This window comes from Yersinia similis (assembly GCF_001053095.1).
Taxonomy (GTDB): Bacteria; Pseudomonadota; Gammaproteobacteria; order Enterobacterales; family Enterobacteriaceae; genus Yersinia; species Yersinia similis.
This window is the reverse complement of sequence record NZ_CGBP01000002.1, coordinates 1-20,977: the sequence shown is the minus strand read 5'-3', so window position 1 is coordinate 20,977 and position 20,977 is coordinate 1. Positions and strand designations below refer to the sequence as shown.

Sequence of the window (20,977 nt, the reverse complement as noted above, 5' to 3'; positions counted from 1 at the left end):
ATTTATTTTATTAAGTAATGTTATCTAATATTGCGTCTGCTAATGCCGCGTTAGATTCATCCATTAAAAGAAGATACGATTTAGAATCCATGTGGAATTTAATTCCGTCCAAATAACTTTCGTAGTTAGTTAGCTTAGTAAGTGGCGTCTCAAAACTTTTGTTGTTACCTGCAAAAATAACCCTTCTGTTTGTTATAACAAGCTCACCTTCGGAAGTTATTATATCTTCTTTCATTGCTCTGGAGCGTCCGCCCCCGCTACCAATTGAAACGCCTTTTGCAACCCTAACGCGGACGCTCGAACCACCTGATGAATATCCTACTGTTTTATTCTCTCTGAGTTTCGCAAACTCTGCAAAGTAAGCGATTTCATCATTACGCAATATGGCTTTTCTTGGATTAGCTGTAGGTAATTCACCGTCATGAACTTTATTAACTTGCTCTTTTGTTATGATATCTTGCCTAGCTCTTTTTTCTTGCGCTTCCTTATCTCTTCGACGACTTCTTCTTAAAATAACAAATAGACCGACTGCTATACCCCCGAATATCATGCCTCTGCCATAAGATTCTATTGCGAAGGTAGAAAACGAGAATATAAGCATGAATACAAAAAGAATCCATAACAATACAGTTGTTAACTTTCCTTTTTTATTTGAATCAACATCTTTATTTTTATTTGTTTTTATTTTTCTAAAAACATAAATCACCAAAGCAATTAAGGCTATCAAAACCACCAGTGAAGAGTAGGGCGATCCTGACGTTGGTGAGGATTGTGCTGCTGCGACGACGCCGCTATTAATTAAGATTAATGTATATAGAAATGTTAAATTAATTCTCATTCTAATGCCTCCATGATTAGTGTGGGAATTTTAACATTGCTTTGCGTGTAAATCATAAATTAATCACAACTGATATGTTTTCTTCTGACAGTGTGGCGACTTCATTTTTCATTATTGTAATTTCGTTGCTGGCCAGCGCTTCGCCACCGCGTGAAATCAAAACTTGCTGCACAAAAAAACCGGGGTGAACAAGACTGATAGCACCGGCGAGCTCGAACGGGCTGACATCAACGCCAGTAACAAAACCCCGCTCACCGTCCAGCTCACCCATTGCGTATGCAATCAAGGCGTTGGGAATAACGACATTCGGGTCTATCGTTCCCTGCGCACTGCGCATGATCACTTTTACTGTGATGGAGATTTCTGCCGGGCGGTCAAACAGGACTATGTACGGGATATCGGCGTTGGGTTCTATCACTGTTACCGATATTGCGCCGTTCCACGCAGCCCCATCGGTTTTATTCTGTAAAAGGCTACGCGCTATATCTTGATCAACGCCGCCATGCACGCAAGCCCACACGCTGTGTGGTTTCATATAAATGCCATCAATTGTCATAAACTCATGACTGATATTTTCAAGAAACGATAACGAATGAACACCGGCAAGGCCGTACAGCCCGCTGATTTGGGCCTCTACCGTCGATATACCCTGATTTGCAAGCCTCAATTTACGTTCTGAGCGTAACGCAACATCGCTTTGCTCCCCGCTACCGACTACAGCCGCATAATCATTGAAGACGGTTTCCCAGCCCAGCACGGCATCAATAACTGTCAGTAATGCCCCCGAGGCGCAACTTACCCCTCCCGCCTCATCTGCAATAAAATCTACCGTAGCCATGCCGGCACTGTTTAAAAGTACGCTGTTAGCACTAACAAAAATATCACCGGTGCTGGATCTGGCCCTTGACCCCGCACGAATCTCGGTTAATGGAATGCCGCGCAATGTGACACTCGGTATGACCGATTTTTCAGGGCTGTTACGCGTGATCCCCAGTAGCGCACAGACGCCATCTAAAAATATACCGGTAGCAAAATTAGGGTTTATTTGATTCGCTAACGTTGCATTATTGATGACAACCGCTCGACGGGCGCTGACCTCGGCGCTGATCAAGCGGCCTTGTGGAGAGTCCGGGTTAGTTGACATCTGTTGGCCCAATGCCGCTTTAAATTCTTCTTCTACTGCTGTTTTTATATCGGCGGTGTCCGGTATGACAATTCCTGTGTCTTCAATGTAATTATAAATCTCGCTCATTATTTATGGCCCCTGTTCCCCACTCTGTTTTTATTGTCGCGCTATAGTAAAAATCATTGCCTGCGCGAGCGATTGAAAAAGACGTGATTTGCTTTACGCCAGTAATAGCCTTGATTGCAGTACGCGCGGCGGCTTCAAATTGTGCAGGCCGGTATTGGTCCCACAACGTTTCGCGATATGGGATACCCTCATCCATCGCGTATATCATTTCATTTCGTTGGGCCAGCATCGCTGTTTTGCAGTTCTGCAAACATGCGGACAGATTAGTAACAACCGCTAAATTTCCCGCTGCATCTAAATACAATCGATGTTTATCGTTTAATGCCAGGCTTAATATATTCATTGGGGGCCTCCAGTATTATCATTGCCGCCTTGTACGCCACTGTGCTTATGATTACCGCCAACGTTAACGCCATTGTGCTTAGCGCCTGCGGCACTGACAACAAAGGAATTACCGCCTGCTGTCAGGGTTATGCGGTCTTCTGTTAATGTAAATTCCGCACTGCCGACCTTTAAACTGATTTCCGCCTCTTTTACGCCGATCCACGTCTGACCAGATTTATGCTGAATAACTAGCGAATCGTCGTGACCAGCGGGCAACTCATAGTCTGCAAAGACATCAGGAATAAAACGCCCGTCAGAAAATTCATGCATGCGTAACGTATTTGGCTTTGATTGCTGGGTGGTTTGCAGGTAAAGAGAAATATCTCTATCGCTGGCTTCTATCCAGCCCCGATCCCCCGCCTTCAGCGGAAACGAGATATTGAACCCACCGCCCCCCAGAGCGAGCACTGGCATACTGGCAACGGTACCGCGCTCTACAGCCTCACCCGCTGTCGTCACTCGACTGATAAGCGGTTGAACCGTGGCACGATTGGTCACGCGGTCGTAGCTGATCACCTGCGCGGGCAGCTGGCCATCTATTCCCTGTAGCATTTTCTTGAAGACGTATTCCAACGTGCCAGATAGCGAGCCGGTTAACGCCGGGTCAATATCGGTTAAAGTAGTGTCTGCCATAGTCCCAACCTCCGACATTCCGCCGTGTGATAAAAAGGTGTGTCTCGGTTACTGATGTCATAACTGAGTTTGTAAATAACAAAGGTGCCATTAGCTGCCGGATTTAAATCACTTTCTATGGTCAGGCTGGCCCCCGGACGGCTCGACGGATCAAGCAGGTATTTCACTTTAACGCCCTCTTCCGTGACCTCAGGGACGCCAATCATGCCGGTGTTTTTATTGAGGGTGACGGTCTCATTGAGTAGCGGAACATCTCTGTTTTTTATAATCAATCGGTCATCATCGATGTAAGCGTTATAGCTGCCTGCGCTACCCAGCTTATCAACCTGCTTTAGCTTAGCCCCGGTGAAATTGTAATTACTGACATTCTTGTCCGATGCCTGAAAATCGAGGGTTAAATCCATGCTCTGTGCAGTGTCGGCGGCTATTTTGCTGAGTGGCACCGTGGCGGCATAACTTGAGCTGAGCATGTCGGTCATAAAGAAAGCCCCGGTACGCGCCTTCATTGTGAGCATGATGTCAGGTGGCTGGCTCGGGGTACATCCGATAATGTCCCCTTCAAAAACCTTAAACGTGCCGTAGCTTTTACGTCCGGCGAACAGAATAATTTTCTTGCGCCTGCGCGGGCGATTGAGCGGTGATGTTTCTGTGATCAGAAAATTGCGGTCAGACTGTTTAAGATTAGCAATTTTTATCGTGCATTCATTTTGTAACGAACCTGCCGTTTTTTGCCCGGATGCTGCTATATAAAGATCGGTGTAAACGTGTAACTTGCCATCTATCTCTATTGATAACGAGATTATGCGCGGGTCTAGCTCCATGATTTACACCTCGGCGGCGGGAATATAATAAAAACGATGGTTATCTATAAATCTTTCATAATGCGGATATTCATCATCGGGGGTGTTAAAGTAAAAGTTTCCATAATTAAGCTGTAAATGCTTGGGCAAGAGTAAGGTATACGGCATTACTCTTATCCCTTTAACTAAGTTTATGCCATTACGAAAAATGGATATACTTAACAAATCATCATTTAACGTATTCAAGACTATTTCATAACGTGAGTTTTCAAGTCGAATCGTTAATGATTGGTTCGCTACTGATTCCAAAATAATTAACTGAGTCATGTTATTTTCCAAATAAATCCCACACCACACCAATGGCAACAGAATTCTTCACCGGTTTTTGCTCTCCGCGATTTACAGTGCTGGTATCTTTCGAGTCTTTAACCTTTCTTGACGTTAACGCCTGATATTGCGTGGTAACAATAACCGCTTCTTTCAAACTCAACGTAATGATAATAGCACCGGATTGATCGGGTGATTCCTCGTGCGGCATCTCAGATAAAATCATATTGGAATAAATTCCAACGCGAGTATTAACTTGAAAGCTGGAGTCACTATACAAAGCCTGTTTAATTACAGAGTACGTGTCTTTATAATGCGCTTCCGATATCCATAACGTAACTTCTATCTCAACTGGCAGTATTATTTTGTGGTCCGTTTTTGTTGAACCATCTTCGATGGGGTGTTCCATTAACTTAGAGCCTTCAAAAACACTGGCTGTCATATTAATGGCGTTTTCAAACATCAGGTTAAAGTCACTGTCATAGATACCGTAAATTTCTGTTCCATTCATTATATTTCCAGCCCGTCTGCGTACTGACTCATTGCATTACCATATTCACTGCCGATGTCACGGGCGATCCCCTCCGCGTCCGTCGCTTGCGTGATCACTTCGATTTTATCGACGCGATTATTAATATTTTTATTCGCTGCTTTGCTGTTAGTAATGCTGCTGCTCGTCATTGTCGTCACACTGCTTGCTGATGCCTGCGCCAGTTGCGCTTTACCGCCATAAGTTAAGTCTACAGGCTCTTCCCACCCTTGCCGCGACTGCCCTGCCGTTGCTGTATTTTTAGCGTTATTAACTTCTTCTTCGCCCGCGCCGAACCAGCCCTTCACAGTCTTCCACGCGTTACCGATAGCTTCAAACCCTTTCATGGCTAAGCCGACAACGCTTGTAATTAATATCTTTATCCCATTCCACGCCGCGCCGACTGAATCCGCGATTGCGCTAAAAATACTATCTCCAGCACCCTCACCAAATAGCAGATCCAGTAATTCTCTAATTTCAGCGCCGAAGTTTTTTAAAAACTGAATAGGGTTAGTTACCATTAAAATTAACGCATCTCCGACCGCGACAATTTGCGCCCAGAGATTTTTCAATTCAGCGACTAAGCCCAGCACCAATTCACCGATCCACGGCCATTTTTTTGATAGCTCACCGATAACTGAATCATTTCCCGCAAGAAAATTCATGACGTCGTCATAGGCCAAAGCGAACGCAGCGGCAATAGCAACCACAGCGGCAACGATTAACAAAATAGGCCAAACTGCCGCTATCGTTGCTGCTGCTGCTTTTAACATCGCGGGTAAATAAAAATCGACAATGATAGCTGCAATAGCAATAAAGAATCCTTTCACGAAATCTTTATTTTCAGATGTCCATTTTGATAATGCGTTCCACTTATCAAGCAAATATTGAAATGTTGGAATTAATCCCATTCCGATATTAGTTTTTAAATCAGTAAAACTCATTTTAAGTGTTCGCAAATCCTGATTGAATTTATCCGTCATCGCGACCTGCTCTTTTGTTATTACCCCCTGCTCTTTCTGCTTTTTAAGTAATTCCTCTACACTCACTTTACCTTTGCGCAGTAATTCTATCGTTCCCTCGTCCAGGCCAATCATTTTCCCGATACGCTGCGCTTTGAATGCGCTCATGCCCCCCAGTGCTTTGCTATAGCGCAATAATGCGGCCTCCGGATCACGGAACCGCTGGGCCATATTGCCGAGCGTGCGCGTGAAGGCTTCAGCATCGCCGCCGCTTTCTGTGATGGTCTTGCGCCACGCGTCCAACGTCGATACGTTGACGTTCATTTGCCGGGCCTGCTTGCCTAGCTCGCTTGTTGTTTCTGCTGTTCCCAATGCAAGGGCTTTGATGCCGCCCAGCGTTAAGGTGACGCCCAATAATCCAACGCCCGCCTTAGCCAGGCTTAAAAATGACGTACCGAGCTTTTCAGCCGCCGCATCGGCATTTGATACCGAGTTTTTTAATTTCTCGGCCTTTTTTTCTGCATCAGTCAGCCCACGATCAAGCCCGGAGGCGTCGGCTGCAAACGTGTAGTAAAACGCCTCGAGCAAGTTCATTATTTTTTCCTTTGCGAGTATTCCATGGCGAGGGATTCATTCATGCGCTGTACTGCGATGATTTCGAAGAGATCAAAAGCCTCTTCTAGTGTGTAGACGTCTCTGAGTTCTCGGAGGGTGGCGCGGTCGGCTCCGACAATGGTTGCGATAAACCCGTCAACGTTTTCGTAATCAACGTTTGGACTTTCGTTGTTAAACCGGTTAAGAAATTTAAGGCCACGCCGTTCCTGAAAAAACTACAGTTATATTCCATCATTGCCCATTCGAGTTTCATCAATGTTTCAAAATCCGGGACATGGTTATTTACTAAAGCGCTTGTCGTTAGTTGGATCTGACTGCCTCCCTCTATCGGCACAGCAACGTAAGCCATCAGCTTTAGCATCAACGCTTCGTTAGTCTTGTAGTCGCCGATTTTAGGCGCGCCAGTGGTCGGGTATTGTGTGACGATTTCACGACCAGCGATGGCCGGGAACTTACTCAGAATGAAGGTCTTTGTGCCCCCCTCGGGCAGGGGGATTTCTTTTTCAATAGGCTCTAACATTATGCGATCACCTGATTCTCAAATTTAAAAATATACGGCTTTGATTTCAACCGGCCCGCGCTGCTCACGCTATTACCGATCATGGCATCAGTAATAACCCCCCCAGATAACGTCCGACTTTCCCCGGATGGGTATGAAATCGACATGGTAATTTCATCATTAACGCTGCGCTTACCCTTCGCTATTCTGTTCGCCTCTGCCAGTATCGCTAAGTTACGATCATCGTCGCTGTTGGGGGTGATGTTTAATGTGACTTGCAGCACTTGAGCCACGCTCCAAGACACCATATCGCCGTTTAGCCCCATACCTACATCCGCGAGTTGTTGAGACGGCGAATCAAGCGGGTCGGCATCATCTGCAAATTGCGTAACGTTAAAACCGGCGGGGAACGTTTTTGAAGCACGAATATTAACAATTGTGCCAAAACCTGAAATATCCATTCTATCTGTCCTTAAATCAGTGCGTGGGTGCCGACGATGCGACGAACGGCATCATCTTTGCTATAAATCAGCGTGTAGACACACTGCCATTCAATCCGGCCATCTTCTGTAGTCGTACTGCGCATGACGGCATCAATCCAGTAGCCAATATTCTGTACTTGCTGCCATGCGCCATCGTCGCCCGCCAGTTGCGTGATATACAGCTTTTGAATAATGTCGAAGGTTTTACCCACACTGATCACGCCATTATTCAGCGCCGCGTTGATTGATTCTTGAAGAGCAGTAAGGATTTGCGCTTGCCCGGAAATATTCGCGGGGATACGGCCAAGTGATAGTTGAAGCGATAACAGCGCCACCGCACACACATCTTTAAGCCATTGTTCGTTAGCGTGAACATTCATATCAACCGGGGCTGTTGCGCCGCCCATCAGTATTCCACGCTGATAAAAATCAATCTTTTGGCCTGCGGTCTGAGTGCGTCCGTAATAATTAATGCGTAATTTATCGTACGTATCTGATAGTAACGTTGTGGTGACTTTTGGAGTCACGCCGGGGATCTGGCGGTACATATAGTTAATGACACTGTTACGACCGTCATAATTTGTCGCTGCCATTAATGTGCCTGGGATCTGATCATCAAAATCAGTATTTTCAGTGGCAATAAGCGTTAAGCCGACACTGGCAATTGATTTCAACGCGTCGTAATACGCGCTTGCACTTGCTGCTGTACAGCCAAGCAGATACATAAACATGACGTTTTTCGCCGCGTTCGCTTCTGCAAGTTCAATGCTTGTTTCTAAGTTATCGTCACTCATAAACAAAAATGAGCCGTAGTTGTTGCTGATATCGTCAGCCGCCGCGACGCTCTCGACAGGGTTTAGCGCAGCGGGTATACCTATTATCGCTGTGCCGTCCGATAATCCAAGCGCGTCAGCAATTTCGCCAGGGTCGATAGTCAATTTTGCTGAGACTGGAACATCTGCGTTTTCACCAATTATTGTCAACTCAAAACGTGCAGCCGTGGCATTGTAAGTCGCTGATGTCTGTGACATGGCTGGCGCGTATTCAATACCTGCGGCACTAATTTCACCTTGTATTGTTCGCGCCACGCTATTCAGTGACTCATCATTTTCAAATGTCATTTCTAGCGTAGTAAACTTTACACCGTCGAGATTTCCGCTGATGGTTCCGGACAGCGGCAAAATATTATCTAGTTTATACGCGCCAGACTTACCCAAAAATAACGAATCACTAATTTCACGTTGATCACGCGCAAATGATATTTTTGAAGGCTGCACAATCGACGGCGAAATATAGCTGAAGTATTTAACCGCTCGTTTGTACTCTTCTGATTCAACGCCGAAATAACTTAATACATTATTCGCGTTGTTAAACTCTAAAGTGGAATCGGGCGAAATTAAATTATTACGTGAAAAAATCCGTAGAATTAATTCACGCGCACGAACAGAATTCCCCCCACCCACGCCGGATATAATCTCGACATACTTACTCAGATCAATAGACATTCTATAACCTCTTTAAATCCTGCTTGTTCGATGATGAACGGACTTAACAACCGGCACTTCAGTTGTATAAATATTTTTATGTGTGATTTGTATATCAAACGTTGGCCGGTCTTCATGACCTGCCTTGTCGCTCGGCACTGTAATGTTTTTTATGCTACCCGCACGGAATATATTCACGTCTTGTGCGAGTAATAAATTTTGAAACTCTGTTGATTGCATAACACTGAAAGCTAAATAAACGAGGTCACCCGCCGTCATAGCAAAAGGCTCATTTTCATCGTAAACAACCGTAGAACTGACTTGATACGTCGGCGTTAAAATCTCAGTGGTTATTCTTTTGATGACCTCGTTTTGTTCGTCGTAGATTTCTTGATTACCCGCAAAGCCGTGATTGCCGTTTGTTATTTTGTGAATATAGAGTGTTTTGTCTGACGATGTTCCTTGCTGGGTCGGCTGGTAACTTTGCCACACGTTGATATCTTCATAACCCCGACTTTTTAACCCCGCAAGTAAACTTGTTCGGATGAGTATAATAAGCGGATTATCTAACACGTTTTATTTTCACCTCCTGACAGACAGCGACACACCAGCCATCCTGAGCCGACCAGTCTTCAACGCTGCCGACTTTCCAGCGCTTACCGTTCCACTTGATTTCATCGCCGCTGTAGTCTCGCTCATCGCCGATTACCGACTGTGAAACAAACCATTCAACATAATCAAATGACTCTTCCAGACCCTGCCGGATCACCTTTTCTTTCGGCACTGCCTGCACGCTGCCGGATAAAATGGGTTTACCCTCTTCGAACACCGTTTTTAAGTTGCCGTTCGCCAAGGTCTCTCGTTGGCCACTGTCGCGAAAATAGACCACCGGCTGGGAGCCAATAACGCCCAGCGCTACGTTTAACAAATTGATACCCGGTATCATTATTCATCACCTCCAGTCACTACGTGCGTGAGCGTCGCTAGCATCAGCCCTGAGTCATTTAACGGCTTGATAGATATCGCGCGTGCGCTCGGTCCCGCCTTGCGCGCACGGGCTTTTATCGTGCTAATGGCCAGTGGCGGGGTGAATATCTGGGTAATTTTCTTGCGAACATCGCCCGCCGCCATCAGCCCCAGCGCCTCCATGACTTGTGCACTGGTGCGAGTCCCTTTTATTACTGCTGTGAAGCCTTTTTTCATATTGCTGTCCCACTCAATTTTTTTCTCATCTTGAGTGGTTCGCATAAATGATCGCGGCGGTATGGTTAAATCTTCGGTGCCTAATTCCTGTACCACGGCGATCCCGGCAACCGGCTTCCCGTCCGCGTACCGCGCTGATTCCATCCATCCAACACGCATTTGCATGCTGTTGAGTTCGGCAATTTCACGACGAATACGCGCTATTTTGCTGCCGCCATCCCCCCGCCATTGACCGGCCATTACCAGAACACCCCGCCCACTTTACGAAAAGCGGTGCGCTCAGGTAAGCCGCCAACATATGCCCCGCCCGCTGATTTGATATTGAGGAACGCCCACAATTGCAAACCATAGGGACTCGTTGACAGCCAGAATTGCCATGCACTGCCAGACGGCGGCGGCGTAATGCTCACCGAGACTTTACTGACGGTCGCGCCGGTCACAATACCGGCCGTTGTCTGCCCCTGCCGGATGAGATAATCAGACCAGACCAGGTGCGCGGTCATCAGATAGATAGCCATTTGATAGCAGTCGCCGCGTAACGTGGGGCCAACGCTAATGAAGCATTGCGCCATTTCGCTTTGATGAAGAATTAAGCCGTCAGGGAAAACAATCACATCACTCATTGCGGGGAAGCGTTCACGGAATTCTACAACACTGATATCTATGGTCATCACGTCACCTTAATTTTTCTTGTCTTTCGATGTCGTTGGCGGCTTTTCATCACCGGTAAAGTCATCATCAATCAGCGGTGCGGACTCGTCGCGGGGTTCCATGTCGCTTGCCACGTCATCGGCTGCTGCGGGTTTGGCTTCAACATGCACAAAACCATTTTTTTTGTGACGTAAAAAAACCGGGTGAGTATTGAGCATGTCAACTTCTGCATCTTCTATAGCCGTCATTACGCCGCGTGGGGTAATGAGATTTTTGGTTGCTACGTTCGCGCCGCCTTTAATTGTTATCGTGCGTTCAATCGCTGGCATGTCATTTGCTGACTGTCCGTAAAATGTGTACTTAACATCCGTTGAAATTGTGGAAAAAACATAGTGCATAGAAACTCCTAAAAATAAAAAAGGAGGCATTGGCCCCCTTGATGTTCAATAGTTACTGTTAAATGCCGATCAGGCGAATAACGAGATACGGACGCTTGAGCAGCACCCCCGCCGTAGCGTTACTGAAATCTTCAACATAAACTTTGCTGCGTTTTTCAACGCCGATCACGGTGAATTTGCTCGGCACGTTTTGCGACCACACCTGACCGTCGTCACTTGAACCGTCATTGACAGAATCAGGGTATGCGTAAGTAACGCTTTCGCCACCAACCGCATCTTTCATCTCCGGCGCTGTGACAAAACGCAAATTAGGATAGTTTTCTTTCACCCACTGGCGCACCGAGTTGCCGTAGGTTGACGTGACGCTCAGATACTGATTAACGCCTGTAGGGAGTGCGATAGTGATCGGCATGGCTTCAGGGTCGATAGTGTCCATACTCGCAACTTGAAGCTCAACTAAAATCCGGCGAATGTCTGCTGTAATTTCAAGGAAGGTTTTGCTCTGCCATGTCGTATCACCACCTGCGCCGGGTGCCGCCGTTAATGCAGGTAACAGGTTGGGTTCATTTAGAAAACCGTAGGTCATATTCTGACCATCGTTGTAGCCGTAAAATCCTACCCGATTACGCGAGACATCTAACGACTGTGCCGCGCTACTGCGTTTTTCCGCTGCTGTCGCAAGGCTCGCTTTAGCTGTGCGGGCTTCTTCAAGAGCGCCGACCGAAAAACCCTGTTCAAAACGTACAATGCTGCGACGCGCATAACCCACTTGCCAAGACGCCAGCGGAATATTGCCGTGGTCAGAGTAAATAGCCGCACTGCCGATAGGCTCCAGCATCCCTTGCACAATTTCTTCATCTTCCCAGGCTCCAACAGTCGCAATGCCGATCAACTCATCAATTTTGCGCGCGGCTGTAATCATGCGTACAAAGCCCGGTAGCCAGGCTTGCAGAAATTGAATAGGCGTAGGCGAACCGCCCGGCATCAACCCCGGTAGTGGCGATGGTGCTAGTCCTGTATCATTGCTGTCCAAGCCCATTCCGCTGATCATGTTGCTAATAGTGCCGCGCGAAATATTAATCCCCAGTCGGCCTAACTCTAAATGCGCGTTGCCAGTGATGTCTTTTGCTGTCAGCGACAACGGGCGGACATTGCGCGGCGCAAGTGAACTGTGAGTAACTGATTGTTTCATTTTTCGTCCTTTCTTAATTAGTCAGTTGCGCGACGATAAGACCGCCTGTCGCGCTGGTCTGCGGGAGTCGGGCTACTTTAGCGTTTGGAACGGCTGCGTGTCCTGCTGGTGCTGCGGTACCCGATGGCAAGGCCAACAGCGCCCCTGTTTCTGTTGAGTAAAACAGGTCGCTACCGACCGTTGTTGGTGTTGATACTTCAACGTTAATAATCGCCATATCGGCAAACTCAGCATTAACGCCGTTTGGTAACGTGTTATTGCCGTCGTCGCCAATTCGGCTTGTGAACATGTGGGCCTTGGGGTTAGCGAGAATGCCCCAGAATGAACCGGTACCGCCTGCCGTGATCGAGCCATCTGACAGCACAGTAAAGGCCCGGCCAAACACGTTATTGGCCGGGTTTTCGCTGTTAAGTACGCCCGGTTTTGCGCGAAGTGGGCCGTCAAATGACACTTCACCGACTAAGCCGAACGCTTGATCAAAGCGGACCGTTTTTTGAAAATTCATTATTTTTCATCCCCTGTCAGGTATTTAGAAATCGCACTACCGCTATCGATAGCGTCGAGGCCGGTGCCGCTGTAGGTCGTCACTGGCGCGGCTTTAGCTGCTTGCAAATACCCCGACAGGCAAGAGAGTTCCTGCCCTTTCGCATGGGTGATTTTCAGCTTTTTAACACCGTACGCAGCAACTTCATTCGTGGTCATGTCGGCGTGGTCAAAGGTGCCAACGTGGCGAGACAGATCACGCGCCAACGCATCACGGCGCGACACTTCACGCATCACGTTTTTAAAGCCATCCCGTTTTAGCGCTTTGATTTCTTTGTCCATCGCATCCAGCGCAGCGGCAGTTTCTTTGTCTTTGTCGTCCTCGTCGGCGGTACCCTCTTTATCCTTATCTTTATCCTCTTCGTCAGCGGTGCCTTCTTCCTCACTATCTTTGGTACCCTCTTCCGGCTCTTCGCTGTCCTTAGTGCCTTCCTCCTCTTCGCTGTCTTTTGTTTCTTCTTCGTTGTCTGCCGTACCCGCCGCATCAACGATTTTTTGCAGTGCAGGTAACATGGCCAGCAATGCGGCCAGTGCTTTTTTTTCTTCTTCTGTCATGTGAATTACATCCTTTGAGTCAAGTGTAAACGCGTCGAGTACAGCGACTTCTGAACCCATACGCCCTTCGTCTACCAGCGACAAATGATTACCTCTAATTTGTCGCTGGATAACGTCGTATTGGTCACCGTTGTACGTACCCGATTGCCATTCATATTTAGAGCGGTAGCCGCACGACAATTCTTTTTTGCCTTTGCGTATCAGCTCATCCATCGTTTGTGAAAAAACCTTGATATTCCCGTACAGAACGCCGTCTTCGTAATAGACACGCTCACCGATCACGCCCTGTACGCCCTTTTCCTCCGCTGGTGTTAACCCTTCGTCCTCTTCACCCAATAACCCCGGTGGGTGGTCATCTGTCCACGGCAGCAATTTGAACGAGTCGATACATGCGGGGTCTGATAGCTCATCCTCGGGTCTGTATACGTAATAAATCTTGCTGGGGTCAGGTGCGCCGGGAATGTTTTTGCCGAGGTAGGCATAAATACCGACTTTGCTTAAGGGGTTGTTCGGGGATTCAAACCAGCCGTTTGTATCAATTGAGCGTTCACTCATCGTCATCACCAAAATCAATTATTGGCCGTTTGGTACACCGGCAATAGGGGAGCTGTCCGGGAGTCCCGCGCTCACCGGTTCGCTTATCAATAATCGGCGGGTCGTCTATATCGAAAATTCCACCGTTTAGCCCTGCTGGCCACGGCAACATATGGTGTTCGCGTGGGTCATTGCTGCCGCCGCTATGAACCCACTCAAATTTACGAATGCCCGCGGATTTCATGGCCGCTGTTGAAATGCCGTCGTACACTTTGCGGGTTTGATCAAGCGCGACGTTTTTCGCCCAGTTACGCACCTTGACGCCTCTTTTTTCCAGTGCTGGCTGTAAATCCTGTAGTCCACGACCGGAAGAAATAGAGCGCATCACCTCCGCGCCGATGTCGTCCAGATATTCACTCGGTACCCGCTTGATCAGGTTGGCGGCTTCATACCCTTTCGCCTGAATTGTTTCTTTCACTGTTGGCGATAACATATTTACTTTGATTGATACCCCCTCCCCGATTTCCTCCAAGCTGCGTTTAACGTCGCTGCCTGCGTTACCCGAAACCCGCTCCAGCATTCGGGCCGTCGCTTTATCTGTCATGTCATTAAAGACGCTGTTAAATCGCCTCCGGAGCCGGTGCAGCAATTTCGCAGCACTGTTAGCGAGACTGCCGTCCAGCGTCGCACCGTCCAGAACGGGCGAATCTGATTGTTCAAACAGGCGTTTTATTTCTGATTCAGATTCAACGCGGAGTAGATCAAAGGTGCGGGTAACAGTGTGCTGATATTCGCTTCCGGCGCTGACTGACATAAACAGTGTTGCGCCACGTAGAATGCCGTCCTTAGGCTTAGGCGGCTGACGTCTCGCCATTTTGCGTGGTGTTTTCGCCATTGCCCTCCCCCTCTGTCGGTAGCTCTGGCTCTTCCGGTGGCTCTGCTGGCGCTATACCGCTATACCCGCTGTTTTTATCGGCCATGAGCCGGTCACGGACATCGTATTGATCGAGCGCGCCGGAATTCACCAGGTTCAAATCTGCACGGCTGTTGATTTCGTTAATCTCTGCGTATTCTTTGGCGGTCGGTGAGTCGAGCGACTCCCAATTAACACAAGTTTCAACAGGCTTAATATTGAGTTCAGGCGCAACGTGTGAGCGCATCAGTAGTAAGTGATGTCGCTCCAGTAGCGGGGTTAAGTCGTGGGTCTGTAGGCTTTCCAGTCCTTCTCGATAGCTGCCCTCTTCGTACTCGCCCGAGCTAGCCCACCCTTTAGGCTGGGTTTCGAGTAGCTTGGTCGCCGGGACATCAGCACCGGCAGCTACAAGCTGATACTGCGTCATGATCAGCGCGTCAAAGTCGGCAAGGGAAGTATCAAACTGCTCTAAGCTATCTTCTTCGTTATCAACAATTTTCACGCCGTAGTTGTCGCGGTATTTAATCCATGTAGCCATATTCTGATTGAACGCACTTTCGTTTGATAATGCCTTAGCCGCATCAGTTTTAAATATCGTTGTTCGCTTGCTGAGTGCTAACTGAGGGGCTTCGTTAGCTGTACGTTCTGAGGCGTAGACGCGCTCCATGATCTTCTGCGGCACCGGCACACCGCCGAACAGGTAACCAGGCTTCAAGATGTTGGCGACGGGATTAGGGATAAATATCATCAAGTGCGACCGATGGTACTTTTTGCCATTAATTATCCAGTGTGTTGGATTGTAAAAATTGGGTGATGTCGGATCTGTTAATCCTTCTGCGTCTAAATCAGGCGTACACCAATGGGGGTCAATTTGTACCACGCCCTTGTAACTGTTCTCCGTTACGCCATCTTCATTAAACGGGTTTTGATAATATTCGTCGTCGTCACTCTCAACGCGAAACAGGGCGACACGAACCCCGAAAATACGCCCGAAGGTGACAAAATCGCGCATCTGTTTATTGATGTTCATTTTTTTGTCGTAGCGCTTCAGCAGCTTTAAGGCATCCGGATCTAACTCTTCGCCGCCCTCGCCTTGAATCGTATAGCCCTGCCGAATCGCATCGCGGCCCGGCATGGCACAGGCTTTATATATTAACCAGTGCTGCGCAATGATTGCGCACATGGTGTGGCCGATAAAGTTACTGTTGGCATACCACATAAACAAGCTGTCACTGACCGTACCGCCACCGCTCACGTGCGGGGACTGTAACGCCCCGCCGCCGTCCATGCTGTCCAATGTACCAACTGTTTGGGCCACCGGTTGAGTATTGGCAATGTGGCTTATCTTCCCCTGCAGCACTTCTGTAGCCGTCGCGCTATCGTCTGATTCGCGGTGAGTACTAAAGAACCCTTCACGCACTCGCTCTGGCTTTTGTGGTTCCTCTTTTTTCTTACGTTTAAACCACCTCATCATTGATCTCGCCTCAAGTGCCATAAATCGCACAAACAAAAAAGCCGAGGATAAAAACCCCGGCTCTCGTTCAAACGATTTGATTGATTGTTAAAGTAAAGTGCTTGCCGTTAATTCACTGATTGCCATGAGTTTGTGTGCTATTTACGTCGTGACGTGTCACACGATGCCGCAACGTATTGAAAGCAATATTTAGCATTTTGAATACAAGTTCGCTTAAGAGTCATTATGTTAAATAGAGCAAAAAACGAACTATCCAAAAGTGGAGCGCCGGATTTTTTCAGGTGCAAAACAAATCATCACAGTGTCGGCGTGGTTGGGTGAGCGTGTGCCCGATGGCGCTTTATCGACAATGATTTTCCCCGCCCCGTTAATTGTGTAAGTTGGCTGGCTCAATTCTGCAATTAGCTTTTCTTTTTCCGGCAAGTTTTCGTCAATACTGATTATCTCGTCCGGATCAAATGGCATACCTTTGACCACAGCGCGGTAAGACTCTTGGAATCTCATACGCAACGCCCACCACCCCTGCGCCTTACGATTTGCGAAGTAGTCTTTGTTGGTTCGTGCGTCTTTTTTCGTGTCCGCTTTGAATACAGGCTTGTCAGGGTAAATAACTTCACCGCTGCCCCGGAAGGGCTTTATCTCAACCTGCCGCTGTCCTGCTTTCTGTCGCGTCTCATTGATAACGCGCCCATCACCACGGCAACCCGCGCCGAGGCCGTCAGCGTCATAGAGCAGATAGTCACAGTCATTCTCATCACTCAATATCATTGCGTCTTGCGTAGTTGCGTAAATATCAGAGCCTTTACCTGACCAGGCTTTTAAGCGGTCGAGCAAGACACCGGTTCGGCTTGAAAATGCGTTAAGGTCAATCCCTTCGTCCGCCACGTCCAGCGCGCCAATGCGTGCGCCCGAGGGCGTGATACCCAGTTTCGTATGCGCCCCGATAGCGGCCTGCACCCATTCAGACGGAATTAGAATACCCTCGGCGGCGGCGTTGTAGTTGAGATCTAATTCTTGTGCGACGATGACCGGGTTATCTATTTTTTCACATTCTTTCTTATACCAGGCATCGTCTTTACGCGGGTCACTGCGCCAGTGAAATGTGAATACCGGTATTTTCCCGCCGTGCCGTTTCTGCGCGAAGGGGTTGTTCATGCCGTTGACTGACGAGAGATCAATACGGCAACGGGTAGTTTGTGACAGCGCCGCGTCTATCAAAAGTGGACGCAGTAGGAACGCGGATTCATCAACAAGATAAAGCGTGGTACGGTCACCGCGCCCGATATTATCCCCCGCCTCGCCTTTGATGATTGAGCCACTATCAGGGAACTCAATTCGCATATAAGGGGCGTGTTTCTTGTCATTCCACGAACCGCGAAATTCAGGCGGTAAAGTTTCAATAAATTTCCGCGTTTTCCAGAACAGCGCTTTCGGGTCGCCGGTGCTGTCTACGTATTCTTCTTTGCGTGAGCCGAAGCCGATCACCATTTCTTTATTGAACAGGCATAACGCGCTGGCCATGCCGACCGCTGTCCAGCTCAGGCCCATTTCACGGCTTTTCTCAGTGATGCCGTTTTCCATCCGTTCCCGCCTGTCCATAATCCAGTGGATCCACTCTTCCTGTTTGGGAAATAAAAGGAATGGGATGGTGACAGGTAGCCCGTAATCAAGGTTGCGCGGGTCGGTGGTCATACCCCAATCAATAATGAACTGAGCGGGGTTGTTGCGGTAAAACGTCCGCATGGCTGGCAGCATGTCAGGCTGTTGACGTATGCGTTGTAGTCGCTCCATTCTCCACTCAAAAATCTGGGTGTAGTCCGGGTTCTTGAAGTCGAACGGAAACGGTAACGGCATAATTTTTCCATAAAAAAAGCCCGCCGAAGCGAGCCTTTAGATAAGTTGACGATATTTAGAGAACGTTTATTTCTAAACGCTTACCTAGCGCCTTAAGCGCCGCTTCTATCGTGTCGATTTTTGTCGTGTGCCCAAGATTAACAATGCGGTTAACGTCTTGCGGGCGTGTACCCAGGCGACGGGCAAGCTCTGCCGGTGTTGTTCCTGTAGCCAGCATAGCGTTAAGCAATAGCACTTTGGCGGCCACGCTTGCAGGCACCTCGATAAACTCCTCACCGTCTGTGCTTGGCATGGGTACCGGGCGCTGGTCTTCAAAATAGAAATCAAACGACGTTACAAGGGCGTCTTGCGCCAATGATAGCGCTTCTTCCTTTGTAGCTCCGCCAGTTAATGCTTCTGGTATATCCGGGAACGATATACACCACCCGGTTTCGTCATGCTCAAATTTTATTGGATATCGCATATTTGACTAAGTGAATCTCCGCGAGTAACCAACCCCGAAGGGCTGGTTTATTATTTAAGTCCAAGTTGCTTAAGAATCGCTTTTCTCAGAGGCTCCGGTATTTCTTTCCCCGGATGTCTTGGCATTATCGTTTGCTTGCCGTTTAAGAAAATCTTCAAGTGATTAGTGCCATTCGAAAATTCAGCTCCTTGCCCCGCTAGCCAACGCTGGAACTCGCGTTGTTTCACTTCCTCCTCCTGTTTATTTAACTTGAAACAAGTATAAACATTTTTGCTTATATGCGCAATAGAAGATTAAACATTTTTGTTTATTTATTACTGACACTATCATCACTACACTAAATTGCACGAAAAATGACTTTTTAACATAATGGATGTTACACGCACCAAGCGTATAGCACTCATCAACATAATGAATCGAAAGGCTTATTTGTCAGAGTTAATGATGCAGAATGTTAGAAAATCGAGTGCATAAATGATGCATAAATTAACCTATATTTTGCATAGAGGTTTTACTCGTCGAACCGGCTATTTCTGGACGTTTACCAAAATTACCCCATCAGCTTACGATATGCCTCGGCGGCTTCATCCGGGGTTAGGTTTGACGTTTGGATAGGGCCACCGTTCGCGCCGGTCAATTCGGTTTTCTTCGGTGCCTCCCAGCCGCGCATTTCAGCCAGTTGCTTGATGGCAGCTTTCGGATCATGCAGCTTAATTTTTAGTCCGTCCTTGCCAGTGGATAATTCAGCGACGGCAGCCAGGTGTTCGGGCTTAATATTCTTGGAGTCCTTAAATTTCCACGACGCCTGAAATACCGGTTGCCCTTCCTCGTCCTCACCAATCTGATAATTGCCAAATGTGGCGATATCATGAATTGTCGTGCGCCCCATCAATGTTAGTCGTTCCATCGCTTCCGTGTAGGTCATGATGGCCTCGTTAACTGTTTCGTGCTGTACGGACTGGAGGAAGGCTTGAACGTTATGATTTGTTAAGATTTGACTGGCTGACGCTCTCGCCCCGTCATCAGTCTTTGCCTTACCGCCAGCCTTTCGATATGCACCGGTCTGGTTAGCACCATCGAGTAGTGCTGTAACGAATTTCTTCTGTAACTGCGTCATGGCATCAAAAAGCGCTTTCTGCTCAGACGTCAGCGTCTTTTTCATATCCATTTAGAACTTCCTGCTAGTGATTGAAATATAATGCCGGGGATTTTAAAGACCACTCGATATCAATACAGCGTGTTTATGCTGTTTTTCGTGTTGGCCATTCACCGATTTCAGAATTAAATAAAATGACGCCTGCTCGTTAGTCGGCGGCGGAGGTGGAGGCGGTGCGGCTGGCCTCTTCACTGTATCGCCAGGTTTGTACGGAGGCGGCGTAGGGGCTTTACGGCTCATTTCTGCTCTCCTCAATCTTGCGAATGCTCGCCTTATCCATATTGCACAACTCAATAACTGTTAATAGCGTGTCATTCAGTAGCAAGCTGTTGCCCCATGTTAGCTCGTCAGGGATGAGCGGCGGCATACAATCAGAAAGCAGGCTGGCGGGTAGGGGTACGTGCGGAGTCTGTACGTATTTTATTTGCGTGATTCCGCAGGCGCTCAACAGCGGCAACAGGAATAGAACGAGTAGCGCATTCGTCCGCACTGATATCTTTTTTAATTGCAGTAATGCGGATTTCACTCTCACTGATAACGCGCCTTTTCTCATGATCGCTTGCCTTTGCAATATCGTTGAATAGACGAACTGACGTGGTGTAGTTGCCGAGTGTGAATTGGGCTACATCCCTTTCTCCAGTCAGCGTAGTGTTGTCTTTTTCTAAACCAGTGGCCTTATTCTGATAATGAAATGCCAGAACGCCGAGACAGATAGCCACTAGCAGCGCACCGATTAGGCCGTATCGTGTGATTGTCGTCATAATGCACGCCGGACTAAAATGATACCCATGTATCCAGCACCCCAACGCGTATAAAACCACATCCTGCGCCCTGTTGATGGACGGTGAATCTCTTGGCGAACAACGCTAATTGAAAATAAGCGCCACCACGGCCATTTTTGTGGCCCGTGTGACGGCCTCATATCTTCTGCAAAATGCGCTGTTGATAGCTCAAATTTTATTTTCATGCTGGGATTTCCACATGCGGCGCATCCAAAAACTTGGCGGGCTTGTCATTCGGGTTATCTGTCCATGTGATACCGAAGCGCAGCTTAACGCCTAACTCTTTACCGGCGTGGTGCATGGCATCCAATACCGGCAACCAGCATTTATAATCATTCCAATCGGCACCGGTGGGGAGCAGGTCGATAGCGTGGCCGGTAATATGGCGGCTGTTCATCGTCTGCGTTTTTTTTGGTACTGCGTTGAAGAGTTCGCGCTGCCGTTCTACTGTGCG

General features: G+C 47.9%; 28 protein-coding genes. All 28 read right to left on the bottom strand.

What is annotated here, in order from left to right:
- Positions 1–10 precede the first annotated feature (10 nt).
- Positions 11–838: a hypothetical protein gene (locus AC971_RS01715; RefSeq protein WP_012105508.1), complete on the bottom strand. Its 828-nt coding sequence runs from the start codon at positions 836–838 to the stop codon at positions 11–13.
- Between the two features lie 52 nt (positions 839–890).
- The gene (locus AC971_RS01710) at positions 891–2,090 is read right to left on the bottom strand and encodes a baseplate J/gp47 family protein (protein ID WP_025383411.1); all 1,200 of its coding nucleotides are present in this window, start codon (positions 2,088–2,090) and stop codon (positions 891–893) included.
- Positions 2,074–2,433 (bottom strand): contractile injection system sheath initiator, encoded by a 360-nt coding sequence (locus AC971_RS01705; protein WP_025383410.1) that lies wholly within the window; start codon positions 2,431–2,433, stop codon positions 2,074–2,076. Before AC971_RS01705 ends, AC971_RS01710 begins: the two co-directional genes overlap by 17 nt.
- A complete protein-coding gene (locus AC971_RS01700; protein WP_025383409.1) occupies positions 2,430–3,107 on the bottom strand; it encodes a Gp138 family membrane-puncturing spike protein in 678 nt (225 codons plus the stop codon). The genes AC971_RS01705 and AC971_RS01700 overlap by 4 nt, the downstream gene beginning before the upstream one ends.
- Positions 3,089–3,928: a baseplate hub protein gene (locus AC971_RS01695; RefSeq protein WP_025383408.1), complete on the bottom strand. Its 840-nt coding sequence runs from the start codon at positions 3,926–3,928 to the stop codon at positions 3,089–3,091. Before AC971_RS01695 ends, AC971_RS01700 begins: the two co-directional genes overlap by 19 nt.
- Positions 3,929–3,931: 3 nt before the next feature.
- Positions 3,932–4,234 (bottom strand): phage baseplate plug family protein, encoded by a 303-nt coding sequence (locus AC971_RS01690; RefSeq protein ID WP_025383407.1) that lies wholly within the window; start codon positions 4,232–4,234, stop codon positions 3,932–3,934.
- Position 4,235: 1 nt separating this feature from the next.
- Entirely contained in the window at positions 4,236–4,745 is a 510-nt protein-coding gene (locus AC971_RS01685; protein WP_025383406.1) for a phage baseplate protein, read from the bottom strand.
- Entirely contained in the window at positions 4,745–6,319 is a 1,575-nt protein-coding gene (locus AC971_RS01680) for a phage tail tape measure protein (RefSeq protein WP_025383405.1), read from the bottom strand. The genes AC971_RS01685 and AC971_RS01680 overlap by 1 nt, the downstream gene beginning before the upstream one ends.
- An 85-nt stretch (positions 6,320–6,404) precedes the next feature.
- Positions 6,405–6,860 carry a hypothetical protein gene (locus AC971_RS01675; RefSeq protein WP_081761337.1) on the bottom strand — a complete coding sequence of 152 codons (456 nt, stop codon included), beginning with the start codon at positions 6,858–6,860 and terminating at the stop codon, positions 6,405–6,407.
- Positions 6,860–7,300, bottom strand: a complete 441-nt coding sequence (locus tag AC971_RS01670) for a phage tail fiber protein (RefSeq protein ID WP_012303821.1) — start codon at positions 7,298–7,300, stop codon at positions 6,860–6,862. Before AC971_RS01670 ends, AC971_RS01675 begins: the two co-directional genes overlap by 1 nt.
- An 11-nt stretch (positions 7,301–7,311) precedes the next feature.
- Complete coding sequence (locus AC971_RS01665) at positions 7,312–8,826, bottom strand: DUF3383 family protein (protein ID WP_025383403.1); 1,515 nt, start codon at positions 8,824–8,826, stop codon at positions 7,312–7,314.
- Between the two features lie 12 nt (positions 8,827–8,838).
- A complete protein-coding gene (locus AC971_RS01660) occupies positions 8,839–9,378 on the bottom strand; it encodes a phage gateway protein (RefSeq protein WP_025383402.1) in 540 nt (179 codons plus the stop codon).
- Positions 9,368–9,751, bottom strand: a complete 384-nt coding sequence (locus tag AC971_RS01655; RefSeq protein WP_025383401.1) for a phage collar protein — start codon at positions 9,749–9,751, stop codon at positions 9,368–9,370. Before AC971_RS01655 ends, AC971_RS01660 begins: the two co-directional genes overlap by 11 nt.
- Positions 9,751–10,248 (bottom strand): hypothetical protein, encoded by a 498-nt coding sequence (locus AC971_RS01650; protein ID WP_025383400.1) that lies wholly within the window; start codon positions 10,246–10,248, stop codon positions 9,751–9,753. The genes AC971_RS01655 and AC971_RS01650 overlap by 1 nt, the downstream gene beginning before the upstream one ends.
- On the bottom strand, positions 10,248–10,679 hold the full coding sequence (locus AC971_RS01645) for a DUF4054 domain-containing protein (protein WP_048677239.1): 432 nt from the start codon (positions 10,677–10,679) through the stop codon (positions 10,248–10,250). The genes AC971_RS01650 and AC971_RS01645 overlap by 1 nt, the downstream gene beginning before the upstream one ends.
- Positions 10,680–10,688: 9 nt before the next feature.
- On the bottom strand, positions 10,689–11,087 hold the full coding sequence (locus AC971_RS01640) for a hypothetical protein (protein ID WP_144236084.1): 399 nt from the start codon (positions 11,085–11,087) through the stop codon (positions 10,689–10,691).
- A 28-nt stretch (positions 11,088–11,115) separates the two neighbouring features.
- Complete coding sequence (locus AC971_RS01635) at positions 11,116–12,249, bottom strand: major capsid family protein (protein ID WP_025383397.1); 1,134 nt, start codon at positions 12,247–12,249, stop codon at positions 11,116–11,118.
- Between the two features lie 13 nt (positions 12,250–12,262).
- Complete coding sequence (locus AC971_RS21645; RefSeq protein WP_025383396.1) at positions 12,263–12,754, bottom strand: structural cement protein Gp24; 492 nt, start codon at positions 12,752–12,754, stop codon at positions 12,263–12,265.
- Positions 12,754–13,902, bottom strand: a complete 1,149-nt coding sequence (locus tag AC971_RS01625; protein WP_025383395.1) for a DUF2213 domain-containing protein — start codon at positions 13,900–13,902, stop codon at positions 12,754–12,756. Before AC971_RS01625 ends, AC971_RS21645 begins: the two co-directional genes overlap by 1 nt.
- Positions 13,895–14,776 (bottom strand): phage head morphogenesis protein, encoded by an 882-nt coding sequence (locus AC971_RS01620; RefSeq protein WP_038402194.1) that lies wholly within the window; start codon positions 14,774–14,776, stop codon positions 13,895–13,897. Before AC971_RS01620 ends, AC971_RS01625 begins: the two co-directional genes overlap by 8 nt.
- Positions 14,733–16,268, bottom strand: coding sequence for a phage portal protein (locus AC971_RS01615; RefSeq protein WP_231572987.1), 1,536 nt, complete (start codon positions 16,266–16,268; stop codon positions 14,733–14,735). Before AC971_RS01615 ends, AC971_RS01620 begins: the two co-directional genes overlap by 44 nt.
- A 249-nt stretch (positions 16,269–16,517) precedes the next feature.
- Complete coding sequence (locus AC971_RS01610) at positions 16,518–18,122, bottom strand: terminase large subunit (protein WP_025383394.1); 1,605 nt, start codon at positions 18,120–18,122, stop codon at positions 16,518–16,520.
- Between the two features lie 55 nt (positions 18,123–18,177).
- Positions 18,178–18,585: a type II toxin-antitoxin system HicB family antitoxin gene (locus tag AC971_RS01605; RefSeq protein WP_025383393.1), complete on the bottom strand. Its 408-nt coding sequence runs from the start codon at positions 18,583–18,585 to the stop codon at positions 18,178–18,180.
- A gap of 50 nt (positions 18,586–18,635) precedes the next feature.
- Complete coding sequence (locus AC971_RS01600) at positions 18,636–18,812, bottom strand: type II toxin-antitoxin system HicA family toxin (RefSeq protein WP_025383392.1); 177 nt, start codon at positions 18,810–18,812, stop codon at positions 18,636–18,638.
- A gap of 323 nt (positions 18,813–19,135) precedes the next feature.
- The gene (locus tag AC971_RS22550) at positions 19,136–19,702 is read right to left on the bottom strand and encodes a terminase small subunit (RefSeq protein WP_082160198.1); all 567 of its coding nucleotides are present in this window, start codon (positions 19,700–19,702) and stop codon (positions 19,136–19,138) included.
- Between the two features lie 268 nt (positions 19,703–19,970).
- On the bottom strand, positions 19,971–20,231 hold the full coding sequence (lysC, locus tag AC971_RS25885; protein ID WP_144236083.1) for an Rz1-like lysis system protein LysC: 261 nt from the start codon (positions 20,229–20,231) through the stop codon (positions 19,971–19,973).
- On the bottom strand, positions 20,113–20,502 hold the full coding sequence (locus tag AC971_RS24100) for a hypothetical protein (RefSeq protein ID WP_025383389.1): 390 nt from the start codon (positions 20,500–20,502) through the stop codon (positions 20,113–20,115). Before AC971_RS24100 ends, lysC begins: the two co-directional genes overlap by 119 nt.
- A gap of 202 nt (positions 20,503–20,704) precedes the next feature.
- The coding region (locus tag AC971_RS01570; protein ID WP_053084905.1) for a M15 family metallopeptidase domain-containing protein at positions 20,705–20,977 on the bottom strand (273 nt) is incomplete at its 5' end.

What these genes read in the sequence shown, in the direction of transcription:
- AC971_RS01715 (WP_012105508.1), bottom strand. Translation starts at nt 838, where the DNA reads ATGAGAATTAATTTAACATTTCTATATACATTAATCTTAATTAATAGC.
- AC971_RS01710 (WP_025383411.1), bottom strand. Translation starts at nt 2,090, where the DNA reads ATGAGCGAGATTTATAATTACATTGAAGACACAGGAATTGTCATACCG.
- AC971_RS01705 (WP_025383410.1), bottom strand. Translation starts at nt 2,433, where the DNA reads ATGAATATATTAAGCCTGGCATTAAACGATAAACATCGATTGTATTTA.
- AC971_RS01700 (WP_025383409.1), bottom strand. Translation starts at nt 3,107, where the DNA reads ATGGCAGACACTACTTTAACCGATATTGACCCGGCGTTAACCGGCTCG.
- AC971_RS01695 (WP_025383408.1), bottom strand. Translation starts at nt 3,928, where the DNA reads ATGGAGCTAGACCCGCGCATAATCTCGTTATCAATAGAGATAGATGGC.
- AC971_RS01690 (WP_025383407.1), bottom strand. Translation starts at nt 4,234, where the DNA reads ATGACTCAGTTAATTATTTTGGAATCAGTAGCGAACCAATCATTAACG.
- AC971_RS01685 (WP_025383406.1), bottom strand. Translation starts at nt 4,745, where the DNA reads ATGAATGGAACAGAAATTTACGGTATCTATGACAGTGACTTTAACCTG.
- AC971_RS01680 (WP_025383405.1), bottom strand. Translation starts at nt 6,319, where the DNA reads ATGAACTTGCTCGAGGCGTTTTACTACACGTTTGCAGCCGACGCCTCC.
- AC971_RS01675 (WP_081761337.1), bottom strand. Translation starts at nt 6,860, where the DNA reads ATGTTAGAGCCTATTGAAAAAGAAATCCCCCTGCCCGAGGGGGGCACA.
- AC971_RS01670 (WP_012303821.1), bottom strand. Translation starts at nt 7,300, where the DNA reads ATGGATATTTCAGGTTTTGGCACAATTGTTAATATTCGTGCTTCAAAA.
- AC971_RS01665 (WP_025383403.1), bottom strand. Translation starts at nt 8,826, where the DNA reads ATGTCTATTGATCTGAGTAAGTATGTCGAGATTATATCCGGCGTGGGT.
- AC971_RS01655 (WP_025383401.1), bottom strand. Translation starts at nt 9,751, where the DNA reads ATGATACCGGGTATCAATTTGTTAAACGTAGCGCTGGGCGTTATTGGC.
- AC971_RS01650 (WP_025383400.1), bottom strand. Translation starts at nt 10,248, where the DNA reads ATGGCCGGTCAATGGCGGGGGGATGGCGGCAGCAAAATAGCGCGTATT.
- AC971_RS01645 (WP_048677239.1), bottom strand. Translation starts at nt 10,679, where the DNA reads ATGACCATAGATATCAGTGTTGTAGAATTCCGTGAACGCTTCCCCGCA.
- AC971_RS01640 (WP_144236084.1), bottom strand. Translation starts at nt 11,087, where the DNA reads ATGCCTCCTTTTTTATTTTTAGGAGTTTCTATGCACTATGTTTTTTCC.
- AC971_RS01635 (WP_025383397.1), bottom strand. Translation starts at nt 12,249, where the DNA reads ATGAAACAATCAGTTACTCACAGTTCACTTGCGCCGCGCAATGTCCGC.
- AC971_RS21645 (WP_025383396.1), bottom strand. Translation starts at nt 12,754, where the DNA reads ATGAATTTTCAAAAAACGGTCCGCTTTGATCAAGCGTTCGGCTTAGTC.
- AC971_RS01625 (WP_025383395.1), bottom strand. Translation starts at nt 13,902, where the DNA reads ATGAGTGAACGCTCAATTGATACAAACGGCTGGTTTGAATCCCCGAAC.
- AC971_RS01620 (WP_038402194.1), bottom strand. Translation starts at nt 14,776, where the DNA reads ATGGCGAAAACACCACGCAAAATGGCGAGACGTCAGCCGCCTAAGCCT.
- AC971_RS01615 (WP_231572987.1), bottom strand. Translation starts at nt 16,268, where the DNA reads ATGATGAGGTGGTTTAAACGTAAGAAAAAAGAGGAACCACAAAAGCCA.
- AC971_RS01610 (WP_025383394.1), bottom strand. Translation starts at nt 18,122, where the DNA reads ATGCCGTTACCGTTTCCGTTCGACTTCAAGAACCCGGACTACACCCAG.
- AC971_RS01605 (WP_025383393.1), bottom strand. Translation starts at nt 18,585, where the DNA reads ATGCGATATCCAATAAAATTTGAGCATGACGAAACCGGGTGGTGTATA.
- AC971_RS22550 (WP_082160198.1), bottom strand. Translation starts at nt 19,702, where the DNA reads ATGACGCAGTTACAGAAGAAATTCGTTACAGCACTACTCGATGGTGCT.
- AC971_RS24100 (WP_025383389.1), bottom strand. Translation starts at nt 20,502, where the DNA reads ATGACGACAATCACACGATACGGCCTAATCGGTGCGCTGCTAGTGGCT.